Here is a 17,462-nt window from a genome sequence, read left to right on the forward strand (position 1 = left end):
GGAGAACAACACAAAGAAAGCCCCCTTAAGAGCCTTCTTTTGAAAATTATTTCACGAACCATTTCTCAAGATCATCATATTTCAGCAAGTTAGCTGTGATTGCGCCTGATTGCCAATATGTTCGATCGGCAATATAGACTTGTCCATTTTTTACAGCAGGTAGTGTTTTCCATAGTGTACTATCTAACCATTTAATGGATTCTTGGTTTTCTTCAGACTCCCAAGTGCCGTTTGAAGGGAAAAGAATGATATGATCCGCATCTAACTCTGGAATAGCCTCTTCTGATAAGACCTCATGAAACTCTGTCATATCACGGGCCCATGGATGTGGTGTTAAGCCTGTCTCTGTGTAAATATAGCCAGAGTAGCGATTTTTAACGCCAAATAATGCTAATGTATTATCTGTAACATTTAGTCGTACAACAGCAACTGTTTCATCTCCGACAGATTCATCTAATTTTGCCTTTAAATTGGAAACACGTTGCTCATATTGATCAACGATTTCGTTTGCTTTCTCAGGAATATTTAAAACATTAGCTATTGTTTTCACAATCTCACGTGGATCTTGTAGAATATCTTCTTTTAAGCGGTAAGTAGGGGCTACCTTTGAGTATTCCTCATACTTTGCCTTATCTGCGCCACCATCTAAAATGATTAAGTCAGGCTTAGCTTGTAATAATGACTCCATACTACCAGTAATATCAAAATTAGGAACATCTAATCCTAAATAGTCTTGTTTACCCCAAGAAGGGTGATACCATTGCACAACAGGCTTTACCTCTAAGGCAGTTAAATAATCTTCCAAATAGATGGCAGCTACACGCTGTGGATTTGTAGGGATTTCTACTTTTCCAAACTCATCTTCTACAATTCTTGTATCTTCATTTGATTGTTCCTCTTTCACTGTATCTTCTTGTGCTTCTTTTGAGCTACAAGCACTTAATACGAACATTAGTACAAGTAAAAGTACAAATGAAAAATATCGGCCTATACGCATTACAATTCACTCCTATATTTTTACTAGAACAGTAAGAATGGCACCTTAATTCATAATGATAATCATTCTCGTTTGATTCAAGTAAATTATAGGATACAATATATCAATAAACAATACACATTCTCTACTTCTTTTTTATACAAAACGAAATTCAGAGAATTATTATTATCGAAAAGCAACCATAAAAGTGTAACAATTGCCACTAGCATAACCATTAAGAATCCATACAAAGGAGTATGTGCTAACGATTGATGGCGAATAAGAAAGCCTCCGATAGAAAATGCCAATGTTGAACGTGGCAATCTCTGCTGTGGCATTGTTTCCTACTTGAAAAACGCTTAACTTCATACTAGACATTTGCAGGTCATGATTTAATGTATTTATTTCTTATATATGTGTAATTACTTGATTGCTTTTTTATAATACATGCCATAATTAAGCAAAAAAATACGCACTTTTTTCGTGTTATAGAAACGTCAAGATAGCTTTTGTGTATTATCAATGATTAGCATACAAAATCTTTGCATATAAGGGAAAGGGTTTTTTGAGTTGGAAGCGAATGTTAGCGTAGTAATACTTTATAAAGGGGAGTAGAAAATGAATCGTTTAAATTTGATTACAGAGAGGGGCTTGGCTTTGATGTTGTTGTATATAGCGAGGACACAAATCCAGATGTCATATTTTTTAATAATAAAGGGACTAAGATTTCCTTATTTCCTATTGAACGTTTAGTAAAGGATATCGATGAAGCGAATCCTCCAGAAATTTATACAGGCTTTGGAGGGATTACACTTGCTTATAATGGCAAATCAAAAGTCAGGTGTTTGAGCTTGCTGAAAAAGCTGGTGCAAAGATTGTCAAAGCACCAGAAATTGTATTTTGGGGAGGTTATAGTGGCTATTTCCAAGACCTAAGTGGATATTAATGGGAAGTAGCATATGTTGAGATGTGGCAGTTTGATGAAAACGATATGCTAATTATTAAATAAAGGTTTGATCTATGTAAGCTAAATTTAGCAATCGCCATCAAATAATCTAATTTCTCCTCCGTTATGATAAAGATGAGGTGAGTGATATGGAGTATAGTCAAGCAACACAGCGAACTATTGCCTATATTGAGGAGCAATTATTGGAGGAAATTTCATTTGACTGTCTGCCAAGCAATGCGGGCTATTCAAAGTACCATCTAAGTCGTATTTTTAAGCAAGAAACGGGGCTGACAATTGGTGAATATATTCGAATACGCCGACTTGCTATGGCTGCAAGTTATTTATTGTACTCCAATGCATCAATCATAACGATCGCTGTTACACTTCAATTTCAATCACAAGAGGCATTTACAAGAGCTTTTAAAGAGGTATATGCTTTGCCACCAGGAAAGTATCGAAAATTGATGCAATCATTAAATATGATGGAGGAGGAACAGTTTATGGAATCAAGTGAACAGGTTAAGGGTTGGATGTTGAGTGGTGCGAATCCAGAGTTATATCAATTCCATACAGATGATCAAGTATTTCATTCAGGGAAGCGTTCAGGTGTGTTATATTCCACAACGGCAAATGCAAATAACGGGCAATTTGCTACGATGATGCAAGGCTTTCTTGCAGCGGGTTATAAAGGAAAGCGACTGAAAATGTCTTGCTACTTAAAGACAGAAGAGGCAGCTAAATGTGGCGCATGGATGCGGATTGATAACAGTATGGGGGATACGATTCAATTTGATAATATGGATCAACGTGCGATTACAGGGACCAGTGACTGGAATCATTATTCAATCGTATTAGATGTGCCTGAAGAAAGTGACTCCATTTATTTTGGCGTGCTGTTAATTGGCTCTGGGAAAGTATGGGCAGATGGCTTCCGTTTGGAGGAAGTTGACGATAAAGTACCATCCACAAATATGTTGACACAAACATCTTTGCCGAAACACCCAGCTAATTTAGATTTTCAGATGGAATAAAGTCTTGTTGTTGATAGCATCGTAAAGAATGAATAATAATATCCAATATTTTTTACTTTTATCTAATATTTCTTCACCAATATAATACAATTCCAATTTTTATACCAACACATCACCCTAACGATTTTTATGATAAATAAAACAGGAAATACAAATTGAATTACCTCTAGCTGTTCTACTATCTTACTAGGTTCAACACTAAAGTTTGTGCTTGCCATTTGATAGCCTGTATTGGCGACCCTAGTGGCTGTTTTTATAACAGACACTTGAAAACTATTTATAGAGGGAGGTGGGATGAGTATTTCTATAACTGTTAAACGAATATTCGTTTCTGCTATTTCCGCAATCATCATTTCGATGTTTACAGTTGGAGGAAGTGCTATAGCAACTTTTTTGTTCTATAAATTAGATCTGAAGTCATTTGGGGAGGTCATCTCACTATCGCGAATAATATGGTTTTTAATGATATTTATCGTATCTTTTTTCTTTATATTTTATGAACTGGATAAGGAAAATCGATCATAATTGCAGAATGGATGTTTATAAAATACATGCTTTTCCATCGAAAAAGCGTTACAAATAGAAGTAAAGTATTTATCCTTACTAGGAAGTATTCGTAAATCAAAAGAACAGATAGAACGTATTGATTGCCGCTAATTTGTTAAAGCTAACAAAGAGGAGGTGTGAAACGATGACACAAAAAATTCTTTGTGAGGTCAATAACTGCACATTTTGGGATGCTGGGAATAAATGTACAGCAGAAAAAATTTATGTTGTTAGCCAAAAGGGAAAACAAGCTTCCAACAGTGAGGAAACAGACTGTAAAACATTTGAACCTGAAACGCATTAATGCATAAAAGGGTAGCCAATTATAGGGTTACCCTTTTTCCTTGTTCCTATGAATAAATATCTACCTTTTCTTTACTAAATAAAAGTACATGAGCATTTTTCACTTTTTCCTCTACATAATCTAATGAGTATTGTCCAGTAGAATCTGTTAAATCGCCAATGGCTCGGGCTAAATTATCAATGATTGGAATAAATTTGTGCAATTCCAGTTGATTTTTTTCTTTGTGCATCTCATCCATAATTTCATACGCAAGACGCTGAATTTTTCTTAGCCGCAATTTTTCAGATTGCATTAAATCCTCCTTATTCACTCAATTTATGATGTCTTACTATATGCATTGCAATATAGTTTCATGAATGCTAATTTTGAAAATGGCTAGTTAAACGGAGTGGTGTTAGTATCGTTAAAGGGTAAAAGGAGGATTTAGAATGGAAATGATTGTACAGGAAATCCTAAAGTGGATCAAGTTAACGGATAACAGAATCATTATGGGTATTTCAGGACATGGAGCTGCCGGAAAAACAACGTTTGCTGATAAGCTTATAAATAGTTTGAATCGAGATAAAGTGAATTATATAAACACTGATCCGTATATTGTTAGCTCGGATATACGTAAACAGACTTTCATCGATTATACATATCAAAGTGAAGAGCATCATTATAAAATGACGGCTTGCCATCCATCTGCACATCATCTGCCGTCATTGGAACGGGATGTGCAGATGGTAAGAGCAGGGATGGATTTAGTAACAATCGATACACATTATATGAAAAGTGCTGTTATTTCTTCCAAAAAACAGCTTACGATTGTAGAAGGTATGAGTGTAGCATTTATTGATCCGCTGTTATTTGATTTAAAAGTTTATTTTTATACGGACGGGGCTACGGAACTAAAGAGAAGATCCAGTCGTGATGTAAGGGAAAGAGGAATAGCTATCGATTATTTAAGGCAGTCCCATAATGAACGGCGTATTCAATATGAATTGTTTATGCATCCATATTGCAAGCATTTTGATATCGTTATAAAGACAGAGGATGATAAAATTTATATTGAAAAAAATACACTGATAAAATAGTGGTAAAAGCCTTCTGCGAATGGAAGGCCCTTATCTTTAGTATTGAAATTTTACGCGAACAGTAGCATGAATAGTGATTTGTCCCTGCTCTATAGGGGTAGCTCCTGAGAAATCAGCCATAGAGCGATAAAGGACAGGCGTATTAGCTGGCTCCTCTATAATTTCAATGGGAAGTGGTGGCAATGCTATACGCATCGTTTCCGCAATGGTTGTCGCTTTTCTTTGTGCATTATGAAGAGCTAAGCTTAATGCCTGCTGGTAGTAATCATCTGTATGGTCCACATTAAACTGGATATTGGTAATTCGGTTGGCTCCATTTTCTATTGCAGTATCAATAATTAATCCAATATTATCGATATTTGTGATATTGACAATAATTGCATTGTTCACCTCGTAGCCATTAAATACTTGTTTATCATTCTCAAAATTATACAATGGTGTAATGGTATAGGTAGCTGTTTGGATTTTTTCTTTTGGTATATCGAGAGCCATGAGTGCCTGAATAACTTGATTCATTATTACGGCATTGTCCTGTTGAGGGATTTGAACATTTTTTCCTTGAGTTTGGACTTCAATTTGTAACTGAGCAGAAGTTGGAACAGCCATTACATGTCCATTACCAGTGACAGTAATCGTACGTGATGGCTGGTGTGCTTGCTGATGAACCTGTGCATAGTACATATAATTCCTCCTTACGTAAGATTTATATTACTAATGCTATGCAAAAAAGATTTTTAGTTGTGCAGCCTTTTCAATAATTTATCATGGAGCTTTGTCAATAAAAGCAAAGCAAGAACTGTGCCAAGCAAGGCTAAAAACATGTCCCATTGTGCATCCCAACGATCTCCCTGCATGCCTAAAAAATCCTTTGCTCCTTTACTGCCTTTTGAAATTCTTGTGCTTAACCATTCGATAATTTCATAAAAAGCAGCAATAGCGAGCATAATACTGATTGTTATCCCTGTTAACCAGGCTCCTTTTGTAAGAGGGGTCTTACGAATTACTATTTCCCTTATGACAATGGCTAATAAACCTTTTAAAAAATGACCAAAGCGATCATAATGATTGCGCTGTAAATGAAATTCGTCTTTTATCCAATTAAAAAGAGGAACTTCCGAATACGTATAATGCCCGCCTATAAAAGTAAGAATGGCTAATAAAGCAATAATAAAATAAGAAAGTGTTGTGAAGCGGAATTTACGATAGAGGGCGGTAACTACAAGAATAGCAACAATTCCAGGACTAACTTCAGCAAGCCAATCGAGGTAGGAGGATGGTTTAATAACAGACCAGACAAAGACTATTGAAACGATAACAAGTAGAGTTACATGTATTTTCGACTGCATTATGACACGCTCCCTTTACACCTCAGTATGGGAAATGGGCAAAAGACTTATTCAGTAACGAAAAGAAAAGCGTCTAGTTTATACTGACGCTTTTGTTATCATTCCTTTTAAATCATTTTTAACAATGCCTCTACACCAGTCATCCCTTCTGTAATGCCAAGCTGCTCTGCTTCGTAAGTAACCGACTCTAATGGGGCTGTTAATAGCTCATCAATCGTTTTCACACCTACTGCACGACCAGCCACAATTTTTCGATCTGCTAAATGGCTATTTAATAGACCAACATCAAGGGCTCCACACATAATGTAGCCTGTATTATTGGAAACGGTTAGTAATGTTGTTTTAGGTAATTGAACGACTACTGCCGTGAAAAAATGACCTTTAATCATAATCGGTTCAATAATCACCATTGAAATCACATCCTTTCCCTCTATACATATGGCAGTGATAGGAAAGGTGTTCAACATTTTCTTGAAAATTAAATGGTTACCTTACACGATACCGAATGAATCTCCATATATAAGCGATGCCGCTCGCTGTAAATAGTAGCGCAAGCAATGTCCAGCCATTGAAAAAAATAGCATTTGAAAAGGCGTGTAGCAGTGGGATTTCAGCAATCTCCGTAACAGAATGATTATTTTGGAAAATAAATAACCGTAATACTTGTGCTTCTTGAAGCATGAGCCAATAAATCATACTTGAAAAAATCATCATTAGATAAAATTGCTTAGTCTTTAACATTCTTCTGGCTAACATAGTAGCAAGCTTAAAGGTTCCTATTGTTGAGATTATCAAAGCGGGTGTTAAAAATATAAGAGGGAAAAGCCCTGGCTAACCATTGCTAACGTAAGAACGTTCTAATAAAGCAGATTCTGGGAAAGCATTGATTAACACAAAAATCATAACGATTATGATAAGGCTAATGGAATAAAAAAATACTAATAATTTACTCACGTCATTCCCTTTCCAAAATCATTATACAATAGCAAGGCGACCAAACCTTCACAAGTATAATTCACTACAATTCGTAAATAGTAAGTTGACGGAGTTCTGTGAACTTGAACTTGGGAGGTGATGCTATGACACGTTTATATGTATTGGTGTTGACGGTTTGCTTGTTAATCATCTCGGGAATTTTTGTAGAGCAAAAAGGTCATGCTGATAAGGGTCGCCGTTATTATGAGGAAACAGGCGAGGTAGTGTGGGATATCCACACACAGGATAAAATTGTTGCACTTACCTTTGATGATGGACCACATCCTGAATATACTGCGGCAGTGCTGGATTTACTGGAAAAATATGATGCAAAAGCGACCTTTTTTATAATCGGCAAAAATGCAGAAAAATATCCAGATCTTGTTTTACGTTCTTATACAGAGGGGCACGAATTAGCAAATCATACGTATACACACCCATTTAAGGTTTCCATCAAGGCATTGCGTGAAGAGCTTCGACAAACAAATAACACGATTTATAGTATTACTGGCTTTTCCCCAGTTTTATTTCGTCCCGTTGGTGGAAATTATACGGATGCAATGATTAATGCTGCTGTAAAGGATGGCTATCAGGTTGTTATGTGGTCTTGGCATCAAGATACACAGGATTGGAAGCAGCCAGGCGTTAAAAAAATTATCCAAAAGGTGATGAAGGGCACAAAGCCTGGGGATGTTATTTTATTTCATGATGGTGGTGGAAATCGTACACAAACGATTAAGGCACTTGAGGAAATAATCCCTGCTTTAAAAAAGCAAGGCTATACATTTGTCACAGTCTCCGAGCTGATTGAGCGTAAACAGCAACAAGAGCAAGTCCAGTAAGTGAAAGGGCGTGTCTGATCAATTATTTTTAGACACGCCCTTTCATATGAATAGCATTGGCTATATTAGAAGAAGATAATGGGTGCAAGGGCAATACCTAAAATAGCTCCTAGTGCAATGCCATAGCCAAAGCCTGATCCTCCGAATCCCCAAAAACCTAAGCCGTAACCACGATATCTTCTATCCGGTAGAATCCATACCTGTCTTCTATCTACTCTTGTAATTTCTCCAACATGTACTTGACCAGATGAATCCGTAATTTTAACACGCTTTCCATGATATTGACAGCAAAGATTATAAGCATCAGCTGGACTCACAATAATCCCTCCTTTCTACACTGTTACAAGCTAATATATGCAAATTAATGCATTTATCATTAGCCGATTGTCTAATAAGGCATAAGCTATAAAGGGGAGGAAAGAAAATGACTGTTCAACCAACAGAGGTATGGCTACATAACTTTGTCATACAACAACAGGCAAACGATTTGGCTAATGGAGAAGTGTTACAGCGCACCATACTTTGTCGTCATTTACTAGAATTTTTTAATAATAGCTCATTAGAGGAAATACAATTTGAGTTATTACAGCAGGGATTATTCCATCCTGATGAAAAAATTGATATACGGAGCTTACAGGAACAAAATAGTTGGGAAGTTGTGCAAAAGGAGTATATCAAATTAAAAGAAAGATGGAGCGGGCCAAGTATACCTATTTATATTTTTCCTTTAACAGCAAAGCAAGTCATAACAAATAAAAACGGCATTGCTTATCCAAATGTCCTATTTTTATTGATTGCTAAGCTTGAAAGGGAGGAGCTTCAGGCATTATTTGCACATGAATATCATCATGTTTGCCGTATGCACTATTTGAATAAATCTTTACAACACATGACGTTATTAGATTCACTTATTTTGGAGGGTTTAGCAGAGAGTGCGTTGCAGGAGCTATATGGTGATAAATGGCTAGCACCTTGGTTAAATCATTATGCATTTGATCATATGCTTGCTCTATGGAAGAAAGATTTTTTAGCGAATATTCATCTTGAGGGGCTAGAAAATCATATTGAATTTTTGTATGGTGGCAGGCTTCCTCCATGGATTGGTTATTGTATTGGCTATGCCATTGTTCAATCGTATATCAAAAATCATTCCTCACAAAATCTTTTAATCACGCCTTCACAAAGTATACTTGTAGGCTCAGATTTTCCATTATAAAACCCAGCTATCATCATGACAGCTGGGTTTTTATCCATTATTAGATAGCAATAATGCCTAGTGCTACAGCAGTGAATAATAGGACAATACTTAATCCCCACATCCAGAAGAAGGAGTATTTTAAGTGTTTTCCCATTTCCAAGCCAGATAAACCTAATGCTAGCCATACTGCTGGTGCAAGTGGTGATACAAATGTCCCAACAATATTACCAATAATCATGGCATAGCCAGTGGAAAGAGAATCAATATCAAACGATAATCCGATTTGTTCAACTACCGGGAATAATGCAAAGTAATAAGCATCTGTACTTAATAGCAAGTCAAACGGTACACCAAGTACGCCAATAATAATATGCAAATAGGATGATAAAAACGCTGGCAAAATATTGACAGCATCATTAGCAATAGCTACTAACATACCTGTACCATTTAGTATTCCTAAAAACAGCCCTGCTGAAATAATAATAGATGCCATTGTTAAAGCACTTGGAGCATGTGCTTGTACACGTGCCATTTGCTCTTTAGGTGTACGATAGTTAATTGGTAGCACAATGGCTACACCAAGTAAAAAGGCTAGTCCTGCTGGTAAAATACCCGCCACTAAAATGCCAACAACAACAATGGCAATAATAGCATTAACCCATAGTAATTTTGGACGTTGTAAGCTTGTATCTACCTCTGATGTAATCATACCTTGACCTTCTACTTGGTCATCAGCAGCGATTTCAAGTGTGCCATATTGCTTAAGAATACGCCTTTTCTCCCTAATGCCGAGGGAGATAGCTAAAATTAGCATTAAAACAATACCAATCACTTGAATAATAATTAATGGATACCATAGCTCAGTAACATCTGTTTCTAATACAGATGCCACACGACCTAATGGGCCACCCCAAGGAACCATATTAACCACCGCAGCAGACCCTGCAATTAATAGCAACAATAAATATGGATTCATACGTAATCGTAAATATAAAGGTAATAATGCTGGAATTGTAATTAAAAACGTAGAAGCCCCAGACCCATCAAGCTGTGCAACAACAGCAATAAGCACTGTAATAACTGCAACAACGATAATATTTCCTCTTGAAAGCGCAATCATTTTATTGATTAATGGTTCAAATAAACCTGTATCCTGCATAATGCCGAAGAAAATAATTGCAAAGATAAACATCACTGCAACACTCATAACAGAATTTAATCCAGAAGTAAAGAATTCCCCTAAGTCATTGAAACTAAAGCCAGCGATTAATGCCGCAATAATAGGCGGAATAACCATCGCAACAAGTGGTGATACACGACCGCTAATAAGTAGCGCAACAATAAGAACAATGGTTAAAAAACCAATTATACTTAAACTCAAAATAACTCCTCCCTTTGATCACAATCAATTCAGATTATTTTAAAAAAATAACATAGTGTAAAAGAGAGGAGAATAATATAATCATATGTTAAATAAAGAACATATAATTAATTTTGTTCATAAGTTTCACGGTATACATACTTTCGTTCAGGTCTTCCAACAGAACCATAAAGCAATTTTGTCTGTAAAAACTGCTCACTCACTAAATATTCTAAGTAGCGGCGAGCTGTTGAACGACTAGAGCCGATCAGCTCGCTTAATTGTGAGGCTGTCAGCTCCTGTGTTTTGGATTCTTCAAAAATGCTTTTGACAGCCTGTAATGTATGCAAATCAATCCCTTTCACAAATGTATCTTCAGGTTCTAATTTAGTTGTTGATTCATGATAAAAGAGCGCATCAAGGTCATTTTGCGTAACATTTGTGCTTTTTTGAAATAAATAAAGCTCCTGCAAATATTTATTGAATGCCTGTTGAAACCGCTGTTGTTCAAAGGGTTTGATTAAATAATCTAAAATGCCTAAATCAATCACCTCTCTGGTCAGCTTTATTTCGGTTGCTGCTGATATAACGATAATTTTAATTGAGGGATAGAGATGACGTATATGGGCGATTAATGAGCTGCCTTCAACATCAGGAATATATAAATCGGTTAATATAATTGCTGGTAGGTGAGAAGTAATCTTTAACTTATCAATGGTTTCTTGACCTGTACGTAAATTCTCAGTAACGCTAAATCCTTTGATAGCGTGGACATAGTCTGCATGAATTTTAGCAACTCTAAAATCATCCTCAACAATCCATACATGTTGTAACGATGTCATGCTCATTGCCTCCTTTCGGCATGAAAATTAAAAAGCAGGCTCCAGGTAAATCACCTGTATCTAATACAATATCCCCGTCGATTTCTTGTAGGGCTTGTTTACTAATAGCTAGTCCATGTCCACGATCCATTCCCTTTTTCGTAGAAGCCCCTTTTATAAAGATTTGAGCGTAAATATCATTGTCAATACCTGGTCCATTATCTTGAATTTCAAATAAGTAATGATTTTTATAATCATTGATAGATAGCTGAATGCATTTCTCAGGAAGTGTGACATTTTTTAAAGCTTCAATCGCATTTTGTAGCACATTGCCAAGTGCCGTTAAGAGAGCGTTTTCTTGTTGCTTCGATAATTGAATTGTTGAAGGAATATCCTGAAGCTCCAATTTAATGCCAAGTTCAGTGGCCTCTGCCATTTTTCCTTGTATTAAAGCCAATAAAAGTGGCGATGTAATATTACTATTTAAAAAGGCTTGATTTTTAAGCTGAATATTTTGTTCTTCTTTGATAAATTCAATCGCTTCATTGTAATGCTTATGAACAAGCAAGCCTAAAATAATATGCAGCTTATTGGCAAATTCATGTGTATATGCTCGTTGCACATTTGCGTATTGCTTAATTTGCTTTAATTCATCAATAATTTTTTGTATATCTACTTTTTTTCTAAAGGTATATAATGAACCAATTTTCCTTTTTTTATCAACTAATGGAGCTTTATTTAAAATAATAATATGCTGATCGAGAGGGAGCTCTAAATTATGAATCACTTCCTCTTCAACAATTTTGGGTGTAAAAATATGCTCAATTTTTGTACCCATCCACTCAGGTAATGATTTATGATGTGTTGAATCAAGTATCTCGTAGGCACTTTTATTAATCGTTGTAATTTGATGCCATGGATCAACAGCAATTATTCCTTCTTCGGTTGTTTCTAATATTACCTTGTTTTGCTGATATAATTTGGCGATTTGATTAGGCTCCATATTAAATAATAGCCTTCGAATATAAACGGATATCGTAATAGCACCAAATATACCTACTAAAAAGATGATGATAATATATTTTATCCATTGATCCATATAGTTATCAATGGTTATGCTAATATTGTCTGTTAAAAAACCGACAGACACAACACCGATCACTTGGTTATTTTGAATAATCGGAGCTTTCCCTCTAATCGATTCACCTAATGATCCTATTGTTTTTGATACATATGCCTGTTTATCAATGAATACAGCATCATTATCGCCACCAACCATTGTACTGCCAATTTTATTTGCGATAGGATGGGAATAACGAATGCCCTCAGCATTGCCTACAACAATAAAAGCTGCATCAATATCAGTTCGAATAGCTTCTGCAAGTGGTTGAATCGTTTCACTTGGGTTCTCTTTATCAAAAGCTGCCATGATTTCCTCCATAGAAGCAATTGTTTTAGCAATATGTAAAGCTTCCATACCCATCTGCTCTTCTGTTGTATCACGGATATGTTCCTGTAAAAGATAGATAAATATTCCACATATGAAAAGAATCAGACCACTTATTAAAAAAATCATTTTAGCTGTAAGAGATTGGAGCCAATTTCTCATATATCACCTCTGTAAATAAAATATGGCGGAAGTACCCATAATGTAATTAAGCGAGCCATGTATGAATAATAATCTATCCAATATGGTGAGATTTTATCATATCATTTAATTATAGTTTTTTCTTTATTAGAGATAGTAGGGCAAATAGAAAATGCGCCTTCAATCATCGAGGGTTTCGCATATTCCTTACTGATCGGCACAAGCTAAGAACAGTTATTAATACACATAAGGAGTTGCTGTACTTACATCCACTACCGTATACAGGAAGAAAGGAGCGTACTGTTGCAAAGCTACTATGATATCTGAACGTTCCAACTCTAAGGCAAAGCTACTTTAAACAGACCAAATTATGCAAGAGTCAGTAATGGATGACTGCTGTCTTTTAAGTGAATTGTCTGTCCTTGAAAAATCTTATGTCATAGCGGGTAATAAAGAAAATAGAAGGGAATTAAAAACGTGGCATAAACGAGCACTGGAGAGAATTTCTACCGGTATCCCTTTTATATTGTCTAGTCATTATTTAACAATAATATAGCAAATATATGGCAAGTAGATTTTAGTTAGAAAGATTGAGACAAAATATCCTGAAAACTTCACGAACAGTGAAATTTTCAGGATGCTATGTCTTTAGTTACTACCAAAAGATACAACTATATTAAAAGTCTTAAGCCTAAGTTGTTTAAAATAGATGATCTAGTTAATAGTTAAGTGCTTCACTATTCTTTTTGTTCTAAGCTTTCAGTAATGGTTTTGGCTGCTAATTCAATAGCTAATGGACTACCTGTATTTAAGGATATATCTAAAAAATAAATATTTCCATTTTTCACCGCGTTTATATTTTGCCATACAGTATCATTTTTCACGTTCTCAATAGCTTTGTCTACAGCTTCTTTATTATCTTGGAAGAAAATATAATCGGGGTTTAAGCTAACTAATCCCTCTAAAGAGATATTAGCCCATTCTGTTGGATACTCTTCTGGTGTCTTCAATCCAAAGCCATTTTCATGGTAATGACCAAACGCTTTAGATCCTACAATACCAAAATCGCCCTTAGAGCTTGGGCGTAAAAATACAAATGTCTGATCGCTATATTTGGCTAAAGCTTTATTTGTATCTTGAATAATTTGCTCTGTTTTTTGAATATATTCTTCAGCCTTTGCTTCTTCTCCTAAGATATCCCCATAGTATGTAATTGTATCTTGCCAGCTCATAGTTGGATCATTACCACGTTTATCAATAATCACAGGAGCAATCTTTCTTAGACCTTCCAATATATCGCTGTGAAAAGAGCCTGCAATAATTAAATCAGGCTTAAGCTCAACTAATTTTTCCAAGCTAGGAGAACTAGTTTCACCTAAATCCTCCATCTGATTGAAATCACTTTGAAAAGGTTGCAATGTTGCAAAAGTGTGCGCAATATCTTTATTAGTTGTAGCAATTGGTGTAATACCAAGAGCTAATAAATACTCTGAATACCCAAAATGTAACACAGCTATTTTTTTGGGTTTTTTCTCTAATACAACGGTTGTCCCATCATCATTTTGTATAGAACGTGGCCAAGAGCCTGTTGATTCTTCTGCTTCTTCTTTGGGGGTAGTCGCCTCCTCATTTTTACTATCAGTAGAGTTACAACCTGTAACTACTAATAATAAAATCGTCATTAAAAATAAGGCCATTCCCTGTCCTAAGATTTTTTTATGTAGCTGCATAATAAACTCCTCCTTATAATCAATGATAATGATTTTCATTATCATTTGGATTATAGCAAAATGCCTAATAGATTATCAACAAACTTTTTAACCTTGTAACAGTCTGAAAACTAGAGTCATGTTAAATAACCTTGAAAAAGGACTATCTTTCACAGATAGGATATATTTAACTACATTACGTTAAAAAATTATAATAAAGCTTAAAAATGGTGAGCATCAAAGTATTTATCTACAATAAAAGAGGAAGAGGTGAGGGTGATGTCACAAGCAATAAAAAATGTCTTATTGCCAGTTGTCGATGCATCGACAAAGGTATTAATTGTTGGCTCAATGCCTGGAAAGCAATCATTGGAAAAACAGCAATACTACGGTAATCCACGCAATCACTTTTGGCCTATCATGGGTGAACTATTAGAGACAGCTATTCCTGAGGAGTATGATAAGAGAATCGCATTATTAAAAAACAATGCGATTGGACTTTGGGATACTATTGAAACGTGTGAGCGGAAAGGAAGCTTAGATGCGGCGATTCGTAATGAAAAGCCAAATGATTTTCAAACGCTTTTTAAAAATTATCCCAATATTCAATTGGTGCTTTTTAATGGAGCAAAAGCATTTGAGGTTTTTAAAAAGCATCTTGGCTTAGAGCTTTTAGAGGGAAGAGCCTATCAAAAAATGCCATCAACGAGTCCGATACCAGGGAAAAATATTAAATCTTTTGCTGAGAAATTAGAGGATTGGCGAATTATCCAATCCTATCTATCTGACTAAACAGGAATGCGGTTTAGTCGGATAGATTTTCTTGTGCTTTTAAACCATTGATAAAAGAGAAGGAAAACAAGTATGATTTCAATGGCGTCACCACCGTAATACATAATCATGGCACCTAGCTCTGCCTGTTCAACTGGTACATGTTGAGGGGGAAATGCATAAATATATTTTGATAAGATAGAATGGGCTGCTAATGCTATTAATAATATAAGTGAACGAAAAATATATGAGTCTGGATGTGGAGTTGGATCAATATAAATAAAGGCAATCGTAAACACATAGCCAGCTAGAAAAATATGAATATGAATCAATACATATAAAAGTAGGTTGTTATGCATGATGTCAAAGAGTGGTGTTGTATAGAGCAACCATAAGCCACCCACATTTAATATTGATGCAATGATAGGGTTACGCACAAAACGAAAATAAGGATTTTTCAATATATGAGAAAGTGTACGTGCCATATTTACTGGTACAGTCCTTAATAGGAGGGTGATGGGCGCTGCTAGTGCCATAAGAAGGGGTGCAAGCATACCAAACAGTAGATGCCCTATCATATGTGCTACAAAATGATGATGCATCAGCGAGGCTAATGGACCAATAACAGTGATCATGGCGCATAAATTGCCGAAAATCCAGCATATGGTACGAAAATAAGACCATTGTTTTTTATGTCGATTGGAAAGAATAACAGCTACAATATAGGCAATAAGGGTAATAAGAAATGGCACAGCCAATAGAAGCTGCATAATAATAGGAAAATTTTGAGTGTGGGCATCATGAGAATGCATGAGCAATTACCTCCTAATGTCCTTTTTGATTAGTTTGGACTAATAAAATAATACCGATAACGATTAAAATGGCTGCTACTACATTCCAAACGACATCATAGGGAAGGATATTGACATTGTAGCGAATTTGATGAAGCCTCATCAGCTTATGCTGAATAATCCCGTCATATAGCTGAAATACACCAGCCCCCAGAAAAATCCCCCCAAGCCACCTTTTCAGCCAAAATCCGTGCTTCCGATGAAGATCCGCCAGTAAAAAGGCTGAGCCAATCGTAGCAAAAAAGCTAAATACATGAAATAAACCATCTGATACTAAGCCCATATTTGTTGTAGATTTATCATAGAAATGATGCCAATGCAATAATTGATGAAAAAGAGCTTCATCGATAAAAGCTACTACGCCAAGTCCAAATAATATGCCTGTCCACATATTGCGTTGCTTGTAGTGAGTGCGGTTTTTATAATAATCATTTTTTTCTTCAACTACTTTTGATACGGTCAAGCTAATCACCTCAAATAAAATTTCTTCTAGTCTACCCATGAGGTAAGGTTGGATATTCAATGTCAAAACACCTTTAAGCTAGGATAAAATCCCCCGAATAGGTATTTAGGCAATAGCTCAACGGTTAAGCGCCCTTTTACATATATTGAGTAATGTAAAAGGAGGGTTTGTGTGTATAATAATCCATTTAGAGAGGGTAATTTTATAAGACCTAGCTGGGATGATTATGATGACTTTGAAACAACATCCTTTGGACCATCGCATTTTGGATCACCGCCAGCAGGACAAATGCCGATGGGTACACCGCCAGGCTTTTCGCCGCCAATTCCTGCATGGCGAGTAGGATCAAGTGGAATCCGAGCCTGTTTATTTAGAAATACGTATATTTGGATGAATAATGGTAGAAGCTTTTGGTTTTATCCAACTGCTATAGGTAGAGAGTTTATAGTAGGGTTCCGTTGGAGTCGCAGATATGGCTGGCATTTCCGTACAATTGTAAGAAATCAAATTCGTTCCTATGAATGTTTCCAATAAAGTGCTAGCATTGATTTTTCAAAAAATGGTGTTATAATGACGGTAACAAAAGATGAAGGGACGATGGGTGGCTAATGGATAACTAATCTTATTTTTTGCACATGAAATTTTATATTTCACGA

Annotated in this window: 20 protein-coding genes and 1 pseudogene; 8 read left to right on the forward strand and 13 right to left on the reverse strand. The window is 35.8% G+C overall.

Going from position 1 to position 17,462, the window contains the following annotated elements:
* Positions 1–46 precede the first annotated feature (46 nt).
* A complete protein-coding gene (locus ADM90_RS20945; RefSeq protein WP_053996819.1) occupies positions 47–997 on the reverse strand; it encodes an ABC transporter substrate-binding protein in 951 nt (316 codons plus the stop codon).
* A gap of 677 nt (positions 998–1,674) precedes the next feature.
* Here ADM90_RS20945 and ADM90_RS25270 point away from each other — a divergent pair.
* The 3 genes and pseudogenes from ADM90_RS25270 (at position 1,675) to ADM90_RS24085 (ending at position 3,806) form a co-directional block, all read left to right on the forward strand.
* Positions 1,675–1,985 (forward strand): annotated as a pseudogene (locus tag ADM90_RS25270) (VOC family protein).
* A gap of 86 nt (positions 1,986–2,071) precedes the next feature.
* Complete coding sequence (locus ADM90_RS20955) at positions 2,072–2,956, forward strand: helix-turn-helix transcriptional regulator (RefSeq protein ID WP_053996820.1); 885 nt, start codon at positions 2,072–2,074, stop codon at positions 2,954–2,956.
* A gap of 691 nt (positions 2,957–3,647) precedes the next feature.
* Positions 3,648–3,806 (forward strand): DUF1540 domain-containing protein, encoded by a 159-nt coding sequence (locus ADM90_RS24085; protein WP_083448649.1) that lies wholly within the window; start codon positions 3,648–3,650, stop codon positions 3,804–3,806.
* A 46-nt stretch (positions 3,807–3,852) separates the two neighbouring features.
* On the opposite strand, the gene ADM90_RS20965 is transcribed toward ADM90_RS24085, so the two are convergent.
* Positions 3,853–4,098: a hypothetical protein gene (locus tag ADM90_RS20965; protein ID WP_053996822.1), complete on the reverse strand. Its 246-nt coding sequence runs from the start codon at positions 4,096–4,098 to the stop codon at positions 3,853–3,855.
* 136 nt (positions 4,099–4,234) lie between these two features.
* Here ADM90_RS20965 and ADM90_RS20970 point away from each other — a divergent pair, with 136 nt between their 5' ends.
* Positions 4,235–4,882: a uridine kinase family protein gene (locus ADM90_RS20970; RefSeq protein ID WP_053996823.1), complete on the forward strand. Its 648-nt coding sequence runs from the start codon at positions 4,235–4,237 to the stop codon at positions 4,880–4,882.
* 36 nt (positions 4,883–4,918) lie between these two features.
* Here the strand turns inward: ADM90_RS20970 and ADM90_RS20975 are convergent, their stop codons facing one another.
* The 4 genes from ADM90_RS20975 to ADM90_RS20990 form a co-directional block, all read right to left on the reverse strand.
* Entirely contained in the window at positions 4,919–5,563 is a 645-nt protein-coding gene (locus tag ADM90_RS20975) for an SIMPL domain-containing protein (RefSeq protein WP_053996824.1), read from the reverse strand.
* A gap of 53 nt (positions 5,564–5,616) precedes the next feature.
* Positions 5,617–6,228, reverse strand: coding sequence for a DUF2238 domain-containing protein (locus tag ADM90_RS20980; protein WP_053996825.1), 612 nt, complete (start codon positions 6,226–6,228; stop codon positions 5,617–5,619).
* A 107-nt stretch (positions 6,229–6,335) separates the two neighbouring features.
* Positions 6,336–6,638 (reverse strand): YunC family protein, encoded by a 303-nt coding sequence (locus ADM90_RS20985; protein ID WP_053996826.1) that lies wholly within the window; start codon positions 6,636–6,638, stop codon positions 6,336–6,338.
* A 76-nt stretch (positions 6,639–6,714) separates the two neighbouring features.
* Entirely contained in the window at positions 6,715–6,969 is a 255-nt protein-coding gene (locus ADM90_RS20990; protein WP_152928062.1) for a hypothetical protein, read from the reverse strand.
* 338 nt (positions 6,970–7,307) lie between these two features.
* Between ADM90_RS20990 and ADM90_RS20995 the strand changes: the two genes are divergently transcribed.
* On the forward strand, positions 7,308–8,045 hold the full coding sequence (locus ADM90_RS20995; RefSeq protein ID WP_053996828.1) for a polysaccharide deacetylase family protein: 738 nt from the start codon (positions 7,308–7,310) through the stop codon (positions 8,043–8,045).
* 65 nt (positions 8,046–8,110) lie between these two features.
* Here ADM90_RS20995 and ADM90_RS21000 read toward each other — a convergent pair whose 3' ends face one another.
* Complete coding sequence (locus ADM90_RS21000; protein ID WP_053996829.1) at positions 8,111–8,362, reverse strand: hypothetical protein; 252 nt, start codon at positions 8,360–8,362, stop codon at positions 8,111–8,113.
* Between the two features lie 107 nt (positions 8,363–8,469).
* On the opposite strand from ADM90_RS21000, the gene ADM90_RS21005 reads away from it, so the two are divergent.
* Positions 8,470–9,261 carry a DUF2268 domain-containing putative Zn-dependent protease gene (locus ADM90_RS21005; RefSeq protein WP_053996830.1) on the forward strand — a complete coding sequence of 264 codons (792 nt, stop codon included), beginning with the start codon at positions 8,470–8,472 and terminating at the stop codon, positions 9,259–9,261.
* A 40-nt stretch (positions 9,262–9,301) separates the two neighbouring features.
* Here ADM90_RS21005 and ADM90_RS21010 read toward each other — a convergent pair whose 3' ends face one another.
* The 4 genes from ADM90_RS21010 to ADM90_RS21025 form a co-directional block, all read right to left on the reverse strand.
* Positions 9,302–10,624, reverse strand: coding sequence for a CitMHS family transporter (locus tag ADM90_RS21010; RefSeq protein WP_053996831.1), 1,323 nt, complete (start codon positions 10,622–10,624; stop codon positions 9,302–9,304).
* A 107-nt stretch (positions 10,625–10,731) separates the two neighbouring features.
* On the reverse strand, positions 10,732–11,445 hold the full coding sequence (locus ADM90_RS21015) for a response regulator (protein ID WP_053996832.1): 714 nt from the start codon (positions 11,443–11,445) through the stop codon (positions 10,732–10,734).
* Positions 11,414–13,033, reverse strand: coding sequence for an ATP-binding protein (locus ADM90_RS21020; RefSeq protein WP_053996833.1), 1,620 nt, complete (start codon positions 13,031–13,033; stop codon positions 11,414–11,416). Before ADM90_RS21020 ends, ADM90_RS21015 begins: the two co-directional genes overlap by 32 nt.
* A gap of 716 nt (positions 13,034–13,749) precedes the next feature.
* Positions 13,750–14,694: an ABC transporter substrate-binding protein gene (locus tag ADM90_RS21025; protein WP_161804097.1), complete on the reverse strand. Its 945-nt coding sequence runs from the start codon at positions 14,692–14,694 to the stop codon at positions 13,750–13,752.
* Between the two features lie 306 nt (positions 14,695–15,000).
* Between ADM90_RS21025 and ADM90_RS21030 the strand changes: the two genes are divergently transcribed.
* Entirely contained in the window at positions 15,001–15,513 is a 513-nt protein-coding gene (locus tag ADM90_RS21030; protein ID WP_053996835.1) for a DNA-deoxyinosine glycosylase, read from the forward strand.
* On the opposite strand, the gene ADM90_RS21035 is transcribed toward ADM90_RS21030, so the two are convergent.
* Complete coding sequence (locus ADM90_RS21035; protein WP_053996836.1) at positions 15,510–16,304, reverse strand: cytochrome c oxidase assembly protein; 795 nt, start codon at positions 16,302–16,304, stop codon at positions 15,510–15,512. The genes ADM90_RS21030 and ADM90_RS21035 overlap by 4 nt on opposite strands.
* A 13-nt stretch (positions 16,305–16,317) precedes the next feature.
* Positions 16,318–16,734, reverse strand: coding sequence for a DUF2243 domain-containing protein (locus ADM90_RS21040; RefSeq protein WP_235473787.1), 417 nt, complete (start codon positions 16,732–16,734; stop codon positions 16,318–16,320).
* Positions 16,735–16,977: 243 nt separating this feature from the next.
* Here ADM90_RS21040 and ADM90_RS21045 point away from each other — a divergent pair, with 243 nt between their 5' ends.
* The gene (locus ADM90_RS21045; RefSeq protein WP_053996837.1) at positions 16,978–17,340 is read left to right on the forward strand and encodes a hypothetical protein; all 363 of its coding nucleotides are present in this window, start codon (positions 16,978–16,980) and stop codon (positions 17,338–17,340) included.
* The last annotated feature ends 122 nt before the right edge of the window (positions 17,341–17,462 follow it).

It is taken from the genome of Lysinibacillus macroides (assembly GCF_001281525.1).
In the GTDB taxonomy this organism is placed as follows: domain Bacteria; phylum Bacillota; class Bacilli; order Bacillales_A; family Planococcaceae; genus Lysinibacillus; species Lysinibacillus macroides.

What these genes read in the sequence shown, in the direction of transcription:
- ADM90_RS20990 (WP_152928062.1), bottom strand. Translation starts at nt 6,969, where the DNA reads ATGTTAAAGACTAAGCAATTTTATCTAATGATGATTTTTTCAAGTATG.
- ADM90_RS20980 (WP_053996825.1), bottom strand. Translation starts at nt 6,228, where the DNA reads ATGCAGTCGAAAATACATGTAACTCTACTTGTTATCGTTTCAATAGTC.
- ADM90_RS21035 (WP_053996836.1), bottom strand. Translation starts at nt 16,304, where the DNA reads ATGCATTCTCATGATGCCCACACTCAAAATTTTCCTATTATTATGCAG.
- ADM90_RS21030 (WP_053996835.1), top strand. Translation starts at nt 15,001, where the DNA reads ATGTCACAAGCAATAAAAAATGTCTTATTGCCAGTTGTCGATGCATCG.
- ADM90_RS21040 (WP_235473787.1), bottom strand. Translation starts at nt 16,734, where the DNA reads ATGTGGACAGGCATATTATTTGGACTTGGCGTAGTAGCTTTTATCGAT.
- ADM90_RS20975 (WP_053996824.1), bottom strand. Translation starts at nt 5,563, where the DNA reads ATGTACTATGCACAGGTTCATCAGCAAGCACACCAGCCATCACGTACG.
- ADM90_RS20965 (WP_053996822.1), bottom strand. Translation starts at nt 4,098, where the DNA reads ATGCAATCTGAAAAATTGCGGCTAAGAAAAATTCAGCGTCTTGCGTAT.
- ADM90_RS20995 (WP_053996828.1), top strand. Translation starts at nt 7,308, where the DNA reads ATGACACGTTTATATGTATTGGTGTTGACGGTTTGCTTGTTAATCATC.
- ADM90_RS20955 (WP_053996820.1), top strand. Translation starts at nt 2,072, where the DNA reads ATGGAGTATAGTCAAGCAACACAGCGAACTATTGCCTATATTGAGGAG.
- ADM90_RS20985 (WP_053996826.1), bottom strand. Translation starts at nt 6,638, where the DNA reads ATGGTGATTATTGAACCGATTATGATTAAAGGTCATTTTTTCACGGCA.
- ADM90_RS21005 (WP_053996830.1), top strand. Translation starts at nt 8,470, where the DNA reads ATGACTGTTCAACCAACAGAGGTATGGCTACATAACTTTGTCATACAA.
- ADM90_RS24085 (WP_083448649.1), top strand. Translation starts at nt 3,648, where the DNA reads ATGACACAAAAAATTCTTTGTGAGGTCAATAACTGCACATTTTGGGAT.
- ADM90_RS20970 (WP_053996823.1), top strand. Translation starts at nt 4,235, where the DNA reads ATGGAAATGATTGTACAGGAAATCCTAAAGTGGATCAAGTTAACGGAT.
- ADM90_RS21025 (WP_161804097.1), bottom strand. Translation starts at nt 14,694, where the DNA reads ATGACGATTTTATTATTAGTAGTTACAGGTTGTAACTCTACTGATAGT.
- ADM90_RS21015 (WP_053996832.1), bottom strand. Translation starts at nt 11,445, where the DNA reads ATGACATCGTTACAACATGTATGGATTGTTGAGGATGATTTTAGAGTT.
- ADM90_RS21020 (WP_053996833.1), bottom strand. Translation starts at nt 13,033, where the DNA reads ATGAGAAATTGGCTCCAATCTCTTACAGCTAAAATGATTTTTTTAATA.
- ADM90_RS20945 (WP_053996819.1), bottom strand. Translation starts at nt 997, where the DNA reads ATGCGTATAGGCCGATATTTTTCATTTGTACTTTTACTTGTACTAATG.